This is a genomic window from Streptomyces sp. NPDC059695 (assembly GCF_042733785.1).
GTDB lineage: Bacteria > Actinomycetota > Actinomycetes > Streptomycetales > Streptomycetaceae > Streptomyces.
The window spans coordinates 46,209-56,743 of record NZ_JBHWFF010000041.1 but is presented as its reverse complement, the minus strand read 5'-3'; the positions used below and the strand labels follow the sequence as shown (position 1 = coordinate 56,743).

Sequence of the window (10,535 nt, the reverse complement as noted above, 5' to 3'; positions counted from 1 at the left end):
GGAGCTGACCCTCGCGTACGAGGAGCGGACCGTCGTCCACGAGCTGGACCTGGCGATCCCGGACGGCCGGGGCCGGGAAGGTCGGGTACTCCACGCCGGAGACGTGCTGGACGACCCGGATGACCTGGCACGAGTAGCCGAACTCGTTGTCGTACCACAGGTACAGGATCGCGTTGTCGCCGTCGACCTTGGTCGCGCCCGCGTCGACGATGGACGCGTGGCGCGAGCCGACGAAGTCCATCGAGACGGCGTCGGGGGCCGTGGTGAAGTCGATCTGGCGCTTCAGCGGCGAGTGCAGCGAGACGTCGCGGAGGTACTCGAGGACCTCCTCGCGGGTGGTCTCGCGGCCCAGGCGCAGGCTGAGGATGGCGATCGAGACGTCCGGGACGGGGACGCGGATCGAGCTGCCGGTGATCGGGGCCTTCAGGTCCGGCAGCGCCTTGGCGACGGCCGAGGCGGCACCGGTCTCGGTGATCACCATGTTGAGCGGCGCGGAACGGCCGCGGCGGTCGGCCTTGTGGTAGTTGTCCAGCAGGTTCTGGTCGTTCGTGAACGAGTGGACCGTCTCCACGTGGCCGCGCAGCACGCCGTACTCGTCGTCCATGGCCTTCAGCGGCGGGACGATCGCGTTGGTGGTGCAGGAGGCGCAGGAGAGGATCTGCTCGTCCGGCTTGACCGTGTCGTGGTTGACGCCGTGCACGATGTTCGGCACGTCACCCTTGCCGGGCGCGGTCAGGACGACCTTGTCGATGCCGGGGCGCAGGTGCTTGGAGAGGCCCTCGCGGTCCCGCCACTTGCCGGTGTTGTCGATGAGGATGGCGTTCTCGATGCCGTACGCCGTGTAGTCGACCTCGGAGGGGTCGTTGGCGTAGATCACCTTGATCGTGTTGCCGTTGGCGACGATGGCGCTGTTCGCCTCGTCGACCGTGATCGTGCCCTGGAACTGGCCGTGGATGGAGTCGCGGCGCAGCAGCGAGGCGCGCTTCACGAGGTCCTGCTCGCCGCCGCCGCGGACGACGATCGCGCGCAGGCGCAGACCGTTGCCGGAGCCGGCCTTCTCGATGAGGAGGCGGGCGACGAGGCGGCCGATGCGGCCGAAGCCGTAGAGGACGACGTCGCGGCCGTCACGGCGCTCGATCTTGTTCTCGCCGATGGCGCCGGCGACGGCCTCGGCGGTGAACTCCGCGACCGAGAGACCGCGGTCGTCGGTCTTGTAGTCGGCGGCGAGCACACCGATGTCGATCTGGCAGGGGCCCAGGTCGAGGGTCGTGAGCGTCTGGAGGAACGGGAGCGTCTCGGTGACCGACAGCTCCTCGCCGGCGATCTGCCGGGCGAAGCGGTGGGTCTTGAGAATGCTGACCACCGACTTGTTCACCAGGGAGCGGCTGTGGACCAGGACGGTGATGTCCTGCTCCCGGTGCAGCTTCCCGATGATCGGGATCATCGACTCCGCGATCTCCTCGCGGTTCTTCCAACTGATGAACGAGTCGTCATTGACAGTCACAAGATTTATCTTTCGAGCTAGGCGGCGCTCATATGGTAACCCGGGGCCGGTTTGATCAATCAAGGGGTGCCGAACCGTACGATGGGCACGTCGGGATCCGCCGCAGGCGGGCGGGCCCGCCTACCTTGATGCGGGGGCATGGTGGTGGTGAAGTTCGGGCTGCTCGGATCGCTCGTCGTCCACGACGGGACGGAGCCGCGGCCGGTCACCGGCCCCAAGGTCCGCGCCCTCCTCGCCGCACTGCTGCTCCAGGCCAACCGCACGGTCTCCCGCGACGCCCTCAAGGAAGCCCTCTGGGGCGACGCGGTCCCCGCCAGCGCCGACGCCGCCCTCGCCAACCACCTCACCCGGCTCCGCCGCGTCCTCGCCTCCGCCGACGGGGGGACCGACGAGCGCCTGCGGACCGTCGCCCCCGGCTACCAGCTGGACGTCCGCGAGGGCGAGCTCGACGCCGACGCCTTCGAGACCCGGGTCCGCGCCGTACACCGGGCGCACCAGGAGGAGGACTGGGAGGCGGTCCGCCGGGAGAGCGACCTCGCGCTCCGTCTGTGGCGCGGCACCCCGCTCGCGGACATCGCCCCCTTCTCCGAGACCGAGGCGCCCGCACTGAGGGTCCACCAGCTGACGGAGGCGCGCCTCCAGGTCCTGGAATGGGGCTTCGACGCCGAACTGTCCCTCGGCCGCCACCACGAGGCCGTCGCCCCGCTCACCGTGCTGGTGGGGGAGCACCCCCTGCGGGAGGGCTTCCACCGGCTGCTCATGCTCGCCCTGCACCGCTCCGGACGCCAGGCCGAGGCCTTCTCCGTCTTCCACCGGCTGCGCCGCGACCTGGTCGAGGAGCTCGGCACGGAACCCGGCACCGCCGCCCGGGAGGCCTACGCGGAGGTGCTGGCGGGAGAACCCGCACCGCACCCCCGCCCCCCGGCCGCGTCCGTCCGCCCGCCCTTCCAGCTGCCCTGCGAGGCCGACGCCTTCACGGGCCGGGCGGCCGAGGCGGCGGCCGTCCGGGCCCTGCTCGGGGTACGCGGCGAGGGGGGCGCCGGGACCGCCCCGGGTGCCGACAGGGGTACGGGCCGGGACGCCGACAGCGGTGCGGGCTCCGGCGGGGCCGGTACGGCCGTCGGGTTCGGCGGCGCGGGCACGGGCTCCGGCCCCGTCGGGGTGGGGGCCATCGGCGGCGTGGGCGGGCACGGGAGCGCGCCCTCCCGCGCCCGGGCCGTGGTCATCTCCGGCATGGGCGGCGTCGGCAAGACCGCCCTCGCGGTGCACGTCGCCCACCGGGTGCGCGAGGCCTTCCCCGACGGCGCCCTCTACGCCGACCTGCGCGGCTACTGCGTGGGCGGGGCGCGCACGGCCCACGAACTGCTCGCCCGGTTCCTGTCCGACCTGGGCGTCCACCAGGACGCGCTGCCCGAGGACACCGACGACCGCGCCCTCCTCTTCCGCTCGGCGCTCGCCGAGCGCAGGGTCCTCCTGGTCCTCGACAACGCGCGCAACGCCGCCCACGTGGCCCCCCTGCTCCCCGCCGGCGGCGAGAGCGCCGCGCTGATCACGAGCCGTCAGCTGCTCGCCGACCTGCCGGGCTCCGCCAAGGTGCCGCTCTCCCCGCTGCCCGAGTCCGACCAGCACGCGCTCCTCGCCAAGCTCGCCGGGTCCGCCCGGGTGCGGAGCGAGCCCGACGCGCTGGCCGACATCATGGCCGCCTGCGGAGGGCTGCCGCTCGCCCTGCACATCGTCGGGGGCCGGCTGGCCTCCCGGCCCTCCTGGCCCCTCGCCCTCCTGGCGAGACGGCTCACCCCGCACCAGGGCCGGCTCGACACCCTCGCCATGGGGGACTTCGACGTCCGGCGCACCTTCGCCATGAGCTACGTGGCCATGCGGGACAGCGACCAGCCCCTGGAGCGCGAGGCGGCCCGGGCCTTCAGGCTGCTGGGACGGGTGTGGTCGGCGCACGCCGTCACCCCGCAGTCCGCCGCGGCGCTCCTCGACGTCACGGAGTCCCGCGCCGCCGCCGTGCTCGACGTCCTCGCCGACGCCCACCTCGTCCTCAACCCGGAGCCCGACCGCTACCAGCTGCACGACCTGCTCGGCGAGTACGCGGCGCAGCGGGACGAGGAGGACACCGAGGAGGAGCGCACCGCGGCCCTCCTCCGGCTGCTCTCCTGGTACGCCGCGGCCCTCGCGGCCGCGACACTGACGGCCACCCGCGAGACGCAGTCCCCGCCGCCGCTCGACGGGGAGACCGTGGAGCGGCTGTCCCTGCCCGAGTTCCGGGACGACGACGAGGCGATCCGGTGGAGCGCGAGGGAGCTGCCGGCCGTCCGGGACGCCCTCACCCTCGCCGGGGAGCTCGGCCGCTCCGACATCGCCTGGCGCCTCGCGGTGGGCCTCTTCGGGCACGCGTCCACGCACTGGTGGACGGGGGAGTGGGACGCCTGCCTGGAGCAGGCCATGCGGATCGCCCGCGCCCACGACGACCGGATCGGCCAGGCGTGGCTGCACCGGCGCACGGCCGTCGCCCACGGCATGGCCTTCCGGAACGAGGACTGTCTGAAGCACCTCAGGATCGCCCTGGACCTCTTCACCGAGCGCGGGGACCGCGTGGCCCAGGCGTCGATCCTCGGCAACATGTCCGCGGTGTACCTCCAGATCGAGGACCCCGCGCGGGCGCTCGTCCACGCCGAGCGCTCCCGCGACCTCTACCACGAGGTCGGGAACGCCCGCGGCGAGGCGCTCCTGCTGAGCCGGATCGCCGACGTCCGCAAGATGCACGGTGAGCCCGGCCTCGCGGCCGCGGACTACCGCCGGGTCATCGAGCTGGTCCGCGGCAGCGGCCACGGGGTGTTCCTCGCCACCGCGCTCACCAACTACGGCGACGTGCTGCGCATCCTCGGGGAACGCGACGAGGCGTTCGAGTCCCTGGCGGAGGCGCTCTCCATCCGGCTCCGGATGAACGACCAGGGCGGTACGGCGGACTGCCTCGTCTTCACGGCCCGGGCCCACCACCACTTCGGGGAGTGGGAGGCGGCCCGCGAGACCTGGGAGTCGTGCCTGGAGCTCGCGCGCCGGCACAAGCTGGCCAAGCGGATCGACGAGTGCCTGCAGGGCCTGGAGGACCTGGCGGCCCAGGCCCTCCGGGACGGGCGGTAGAGGACGGGCAATGAAGGCCGGGCAGTAGCGGAGGGGCGGTAGCGGAGGGGCGGTAGGGGAGGGGCGGTGTCCCGGACCGCGTACCCGGGAAGGCCGGGGAAGCCCCGGGACGTCCTGGAGACGGCCGGGACGGCACGGGCGGGGGCCACGGACCCTAGATTCGGGACCCCGGCGGGCCGCGTCGCCCGCCCGCCTCCCCGTCCCTTCCCCCGTCACGGAGTCCGGCATGCCCGCGTCCGCATCATCCCTGCGCCTCCTCGCCCTCGGCGGGGCCCTCGCCGCCGCCCTGCTCGCCGGCCCGGTCCCGACGGCCTCCGCCGCCACGACCGGCGCCCCCGCCGCGGTCTCCGCCGCTCCGGAGTGCGCGTCGGCCTGCTTCCTCGCCGTACGGACCGGCGCCCACCCCGACTACGACCGGGTGGTCGTCGACCTCGGCGGGTCCGCCCTCCCGACCGTCCTGGACGCCTCGGTCGGCACCTCGGGGATCTACACCGACAACGCGGAGGGCGAGCCCCGGCGCGTCCCGCTCGACGGCGCCTCCTACCTGACCCTCCAGCTGATGGGCGTGAACAACTCGACGACCACCGGCCAGACCTCCTTCACCGGCCCCGCCGTGCAGCAGCTCGCCCTGCCCTCGGTGAAGGGCTACGCCCTGGCCGGCGGGCACGAGGGGTACTTCCGCTTCGGTCTCGCCCTCGGCGCCCACAGCAGCTACCGGGTCTTCACCCTCACCAGCCCGAACCGCCTCGTGATCGACGTCTATCACTGAGCCGGCACGCGCCGCTCCCGGATGCCGGCCAGGCGCTCTTCGAGCGCCGCCCGGCGTCCGGGCCACTCCTCCCCGATGATCGAGAAGACGGCTGAATCGCGCAGGAGCGTGCCCTCGCCCGGCGCCCAGGAGCGGGCGGCCCTGCGCAGGACGCCCTCGAAGGTCGCGCCGACGGCCGCGATCGCCGCCCGCGAACGGGCGTTGCGGGCATCGGTCTTGAGGTCGACCCGGGCCACGCCCCAGCTCTCGAAGGCGTGCCGGAAGAGGAGGTACTTGGCCTCGGTGTTCACCCCCGTGCCCTGGGCGGAGGCGGCGAGCCAGGTGTAGCCGACCTCGACCGCGCACAGTCCCTCCCTCGAGGGCCAGGGACGCGGGTCGAGGAACGCGGTGGCGCCGAGCACCCGGCCGGTGGCCGGGTCGACCTGCGCGTACGGGACGACGGCGGCGTCGGCGGCCCGGTCCAGCTGCGCGTCGACGTACGCCTCGAACCCGTCCCGTCCCGGCACCCACGTGAAGCCGTAGGTGTCCCGGCTCTCCTCCGCCGCCTCCGCCAGGCCGGCGGCGTGGTGGTGTGCGAGAGGCTCCAGACGCACGAACGCACCCTCCAGAACCGGCACCTCGCCTGTGAAGACCATCCGCCCGCACCCCGTTCGTGTCGCCGTCGAAGACCGTTCGATCGGGATGCAGGGTCGCAGAACGGGGGCCGGGCCGCCATCGGGATTCCGGACGCCGGTCAGCGGAAGGCCAGCCTCCGGAAGGTGTCCCTGACCCGGGCCAGCGGACCGGGGTCCCGGGTCAGGCGGAGGCGGTTGGTGAGCAGGACGGCCCAGCGGTCCCGCGACGGAGACACCCACAGGGCCGTGCCGGTGAAGCCGAAGTGCGCCCACACGTCGTCCGCCGGCTCCGTGCCGGGCGCCGGATGCCAGAAGAGCCCGCGCGGCGGGACGAGCCCGCCGGTGCGGACGCGCAGCGACGCGGCGGTCCACTCGGCGGAGAAGGTGCCGGGCACCGGGTCGAGCAGATGCCGCAGGAACCGGCCGATGTCGGCCGTGGTCGTGAAGACCCCCGCGATCCCGCAGGCGCCGCCGAGCAGCCGTGCCGAGAAGTCGTGGACGGTGCCCCGCAGCGGGGCTCCGCTCTCCTCGTCGTACTCGGTGGGCGCGCACCGCTCCCCGGCCCCGGCGGGCAGCGGCCCGTACCGGGTCTCCGTCATGGCGAGCGGCGCCCACACCCGGTCCTGCGCCAGCCGGGGGAGCGGCCGGCGGGTGAGGTGCTCGGCGAGGTAGCCGAGGATCAGCGCCGCCCGGTCGGTGTACGCGACGGCCTCCCCGGGCCGGTGCCGGAGCGGCTCGGCGAGGACGCCGTCGCGGACGTCCTGCGGGTCGGAGCCGTACAGATGCCGGAGGTTGGCGCGGAGCGGCAGGCCCGCCGTGTGGGTGAGGAGATGGTGCGCGGTGGCGCCGGCGAGCGGCCGGCCCGCGGCCTCCGGCCAGTACGAGTCCAGCGGGGCGCCGGGATCGAGCTTCCCGGCGTCGACGAGGGTGCCGACGACCGCCCAGACCGTGAGGATCTTGGTGAGGCTCGCCACGTCGAAGAGCGTGTCCGGGCGGGTCGGCCCGCCGGGGTCCGACGGGTCGAGCACCCCGACCGCCCCGGACGAGAGGGTCGTGCGGGCGTCGCCCACCGCCCACGCGGCACCCGGGTACGTGCCCGCGCGCGCGGCCTCGTCGAGGAGCCGCTCGAAGGGGTCGCTGCGCTGGGCCAAGGCGTGCCTCCGACGGTCCGGGGAGGTGGGGTGCGGCCCGTCGGAGGGGGCGACGGGCCGCGCTCCGAAGACATGCCCCGGCCGTAGCGGAAGACACCCTTCCGTCAGCGGCGGTCGCCGCCCTGTCCGGCGCCCTGTCCGGCGTCCGGGGCCGTGTCCTGGGCGACCGGCTTGCAGGTCACCTCGTCCCGCGGGGTGTAGTGCGTCTTGTACGTCTCGCGCTTGACCTCGGTGCCGCCATTCTTGAAGACGCGGTCCACCGAGATGTCGAAGCCTTCGAGGGGCGGCTGCGGGACGCAGGCCTCGCCGGTGCCCTCGCGCTTCGTCGGCTGCGTGAGGTTCGTGCGCGGGCCGGCGACGGCCTCCACGGAGTCGTACTTCTTCGTGCCGAGGAAGCTGACGGTGACCGAGGAGTCGGTGGCGCTCGCCTTGATGTAGATCGGATTGCCCGTGTCGTTCCGGAACTTCAGGTCCAGCTGGCCCCAGGCGACGGTCGCCTCCCGGCCGGCCGGGTAGCGCTCGATGTAGAAGGAGTGCGCGCCGTGCTCGACCGGCTGCACCCCGGCGAAGAACATCGCGTTGTACATGGTGGTGGCCATGGCCGACACGCCGCCGCCCGGCGCCGAGCGGTACTGGCCGTCGAGGATCATCGTGCCGTCGACGAAACCGTTGTCCGGGGTCCGCTCGCCGACCGTCTTGTTGAAGCTCCACACCTCGCCCGGCTTCACCAGCGAGCCGTTGATGAGCTCGGCCGCCCGGCCGATGTTCGTCGTGCGGTACGGGGCGCTGGGGAAGTTCACCGTGAACGACGACATCTGCTCCTTGATGCCCAGCCGGGCCAGGGAGCCGGAGCTCAGTTCGGGGTCGGTGACCTTGGTGGCCACCGGAGCCGTACGGGCCGCGTCGCCGGACTTCGTGAGCAGCGGGCGCACGGCGTCGCCCAGGGCCTTCGCGGTCACCTCGTGGCCCGGCCGGCCCTCCGACTCCACGACGACCTTGCCGTCGCGCACCCCGAGGGACGCCTCCTGCGGCGCGTTCGTCAGCGCGGCCAGGGGGCGCGCCACGTCGGGGTCGCGCAGCAGGGCGTTCTCGTCGAGGGCGGCGGAGAGGCGCCCGCCGTCGTTCTTCACCGTGAGGTGGTCGCCGAGGGTGGCGGCGGAGATCCGCAGCCGCTCCTGGCCCGCCGTGAGCGTCACGGGCCCGGAGACGGCGGGCTTCGCGTACGCGTCGAGGAAGCGGGAGACCTCGGCGGCGGGCAGCTTCGGCTCGGTCACCGACACGGGGAGCGTCACCGCGGCGGCGCCCGTGGCGGCCGGGTAGGCCGAGCGCAGGGTCTCGGCGGCCTGTCCGGCGTCCAGCTTCCGGCCCGTCTGCGGCTGGGTCGCGACGGTCCTGCCGTCGCGGAAGGCGACGGAGCCCTCGCGGACCGCCCGGTCGTTCTCCTTGGCCAGCTCGGCCACGGCGGCGCGGGTCTTGGCCTCGTCGTGCGCGTAGACCGGGCGGACCTCGCGCTCGCCGGAGGAGAAGAGCCGTCCGATGACGGTGAAGGGGTCCCGGGAGGGGTCGGCCGCCTCGTCGGCGGTCTTGGCCACGTCCACGGTCAGACCGGCGGCGGCCGGGTCCACGGTGGTGGCGCGGTCGCCGACCTTCACGGCGATCGGAGCCTTCCAGGAGGCCGGGGCCGCGGCCGTCAGCTTCGCCTCGGCCTCGGCGCGGCTCATGCCGCCGATGTCCACGCCGTCGACCCGGGTGCCGGCGGATATGTCGTCCCCGGTGGCGACGAGACCCGCCACGTACAGGCCGCCCGCGGCGACGGCGACCACAGCCGTCGCGATCGCCGCCGTCCTCAGACGCGGTCGGCGCCCCTCGCGGGGCGTCGGGGCATGGTCGGTCGTGGAGCGGGGCACGCGCTCTCCCGGGGCGTCGAGGAAAAGGGCAACCCCACGACGGTACGCCGAAAGAGTGACTTCTGCACATAAAGGCTGTTTGACCTGCACAGATACGGAGCGGGGCAATTCGGGCACGGAGTGTGCGGCCGAACGGGTGGGAGCGCGACCGCCCGGCCCCCCGGGACCGGCGCGACGGACGGGCCACCCCCACTCCGTACCGCCCCGGAACCGGGCCCCTAAGCTGGAGCGATGCCTGCCACCCCCGGCCCCGGGCACTCCGGTCCGCAGTCCGTCGACCGGGCCCTCGCCGTCCTCGACGCCGTCGCCGACGCGGACCGGCCCGTCGGGGCGAAGGCGCTCGCCCGCGACCTCGGCTGCGCCCTCTCCACCGTCTACCACCTCACCGGGCCCCTGCTCGCCCGCGGCTACCTCGTCCGCACCGCGGAGGGATACGCGCCCGGCCCCCGCGTCCCCGCCCTGCACCGCTCCCACCAGCGCCACCACGGGCTCGGCGCCGGGACCGGCGACCTCCTCGGCCGACTGCGGCGGGCCACCGGCGCCGAGGCGTACCACACCGCCTACCGCGACGGCCTGATCACCGTCGTCGACACCACCGCCCCGGTCACCGACACCGGTCACCCCTTCACGCCGGGCCCCGAGCGCCGCGCCCACGCGACCGCCCACGGCAAGGCGCTGCTCGCCGCGCTGCCGCGCCCGCTGCGCCGCCGCTACCTGGCGGAGCACGGCATGGCCCGCCTCACCGAGCGGACCATCACCGGCGCCCAGCGGTTCGAGGCCGAGATGGACCGGGTCCGCGGCCAGGGCTTCGCCGTGTCCGTCGGCGAGGCCGACCTCGCGTACACCTGCCTCGGCATCGCTCTGCCGGAGCGCGGTGACGGCATCGTGCACGCCCTGTCCGTCTCCCTGCCCACCGCCGAGTTCGGGCGGCGCCGGGGCGAGATCCGGGCCGCGCTCGCCCGGGCCGTCCCCGCCTTTCCGGCCCTGCCGGAAAACTGAGCCGCCCCGCTCGCCCCCGGGCCCCCGGCACCGCACTCTGGACGCATGATCTTCATCGCCGTCCGTTTCACCGCCCGCCCCGACCACGCCGACCGCTGGCTCGACCTGGTCGACGACTTCACCCGCGCCACCCGCGCGGAGCCCGGCAACCTGTTCTTCGACTGGTCCCGCAGCGTCGACGACCCGAACGTCTTCGTCCTCCTGGAGGCCTTCGCCGACGCGGAGGCCGGCGCCGCCCACGTCGCCTCCCCGCACTTCACCGCCGGTCTCGCCGCCATGGCCGGGGCCATCGCCACCACTCCCGAGATCATCAACGTCGAGGTCCCGCAGCAGGGCTGGGGCGCCATGGCCGAGCTCTCCCCGACCGGCCTCTGAGCCTCCCCCGGCACCCCGGGGGCGCGCCGCCCCGCCTGATAGGTTCGCGTGCACACGCAGGCGGGG

At 74.2% G+C, this 10,535-nt stretch carries 8 protein-coding genes; 4 read left to right on the top strand and 4 right to left on the bottom strand.

Annotated elements, in window-relative coordinates; genetic code table 11:
• Positions 1-1,504, bottom strand: a 1,504-nt coding sequence (locus tag ACFV2S_RS33345) for a glyceraldehyde-3-phosphate dehydrogenase (RefSeq protein ID WP_385568018.1), incomplete at its 3' end; no start/stop codon positions are given.
• A 138-nt stretch (positions 1,505-1,642) separates the two neighbouring features.
• Between ACFV2S_RS33345 and ACFV2S_RS33340 the strand changes: the two genes are divergently transcribed.
• Together ACFV2S_RS33340 and ACFV2S_RS33335 are read left to right on the top strand one after the other, a co-directional pair.
• Positions 1,643-4,654: a BTAD domain-containing putative transcriptional regulator gene (locus ACFV2S_RS33340; RefSeq protein WP_385568013.1), complete on the top strand. Its 3,012-nt coding sequence runs from the start codon at positions 1,643-1,645 to the stop codon at positions 4,652-4,654.
• A 226-nt stretch (positions 4,655-4,880) separates the two neighbouring features.
• The gene (locus ACFV2S_RS33335) at positions 4,881-5,423 is read left to right on the top strand and encodes a hypothetical protein (protein WP_385568009.1); all 543 of its coding nucleotides are present in this window, start codon (positions 4,881-4,883) and stop codon (positions 5,421-5,423) included.
• Here ACFV2S_RS33335 and ACFV2S_RS33330 read toward each other — a convergent pair.
• The 3 genes from ACFV2S_RS33330 to ACFV2S_RS33320 all read right to left on the bottom strand — a co-directional run bounded on the left by ACFV2S_RS33330 (position 5,417) and on the right by ACFV2S_RS33320 (position 9,095).
• Positions 5,417-6,058 carry a GNAT family N-acetyltransferase gene (locus ACFV2S_RS33330; protein ID WP_385568005.1) on the bottom strand — a complete coding sequence of 214 codons (642 nt, stop codon included), beginning with the start codon at positions 6,056-6,058 and terminating at the stop codon, positions 5,417-5,419. The two genes, ACFV2S_RS33335 and ACFV2S_RS33330, sit on opposite strands and share 7 nt — an antisense overlap.
• Before the next feature lie 98 nt (positions 6,059-6,156).
• The gene (locus ACFV2S_RS33325) at positions 6,157-7,188 is read right to left on the bottom strand and encodes a serine hydrolase domain-containing protein (protein WP_385568000.1); all 1,032 of its coding nucleotides are present in this window, start codon (positions 7,186-7,188) and stop codon (positions 6,157-6,159) included.
• 104 nt (positions 7,189-7,292) lie between these two features.
• Positions 7,293-9,095 (bottom strand): VanW family protein, encoded by a 1,803-nt coding sequence (locus ACFV2S_RS33320; protein WP_385567995.1) that lies wholly within the window; start codon positions 9,093-9,095, stop codon positions 7,293-7,295.
• A gap of 231 nt (positions 9,096-9,326) precedes the next feature.
• Here ACFV2S_RS33320 and ACFV2S_RS33315 point away from each other — a divergent pair, with 231 nt between their 5' ends.
• Together ACFV2S_RS33315 and ACFV2S_RS33310 are read left to right on the top strand one after the other, a co-directional pair.
• Positions 9,327-10,094 carry an IclR family transcriptional regulator gene (locus ACFV2S_RS33315; protein WP_385567990.1) on the top strand — a complete coding sequence of 256 codons (768 nt, stop codon included), beginning with the start codon at positions 9,327-9,329 and terminating at the stop codon, positions 10,092-10,094.
• A 45-nt stretch (positions 10,095-10,139) separates the two neighbouring features.
• A complete protein-coding gene (locus ACFV2S_RS33310; protein ID WP_382870858.1) occupies positions 10,140-10,469 on the top strand; it encodes a putative quinol monooxygenase in 330 nt (109 codons plus the stop codon).
• Positions 10,470-10,535 lie beyond the last annotated feature (66 nt).

Bases quoted from the DNA above. Each gene is read 5' to 3' on its own strand.
- ACFV2S_RS33340 (WP_385568013.1), top strand. From the start codon at position 1,643: ATGGTGGTGGTGAAGTTCGGGCTGCTCGGATCGCTCGTCGTCCACGAC.
- ACFV2S_RS33335 (WP_385568009.1), top strand. From the start codon at position 4,881: ATGCCCGCGTCCGCATCATCCCTGCGCCTCCTCGCCCTCGGCGGGGCC.
- ACFV2S_RS33330 (WP_385568005.1), bottom strand. From the start codon at position 6,058: ATGGTCTTCACAGGCGAGGTGCCGGTTCTGGAGGGTGCGTTCGTGCGT.
- ACFV2S_RS33315 (WP_385567990.1), top strand. From the start codon at position 9,327: ATGCCTGCCACCCCCGGCCCCGGGCACTCCGGTCCGCAGTCCGTCGAC.
- ACFV2S_RS33310 (WP_382870858.1), top strand. From the start codon at position 10,140: ATGATCTTCATCGCCGTCCGTTTCACCGCCCGCCCCGACCACGCCGAC.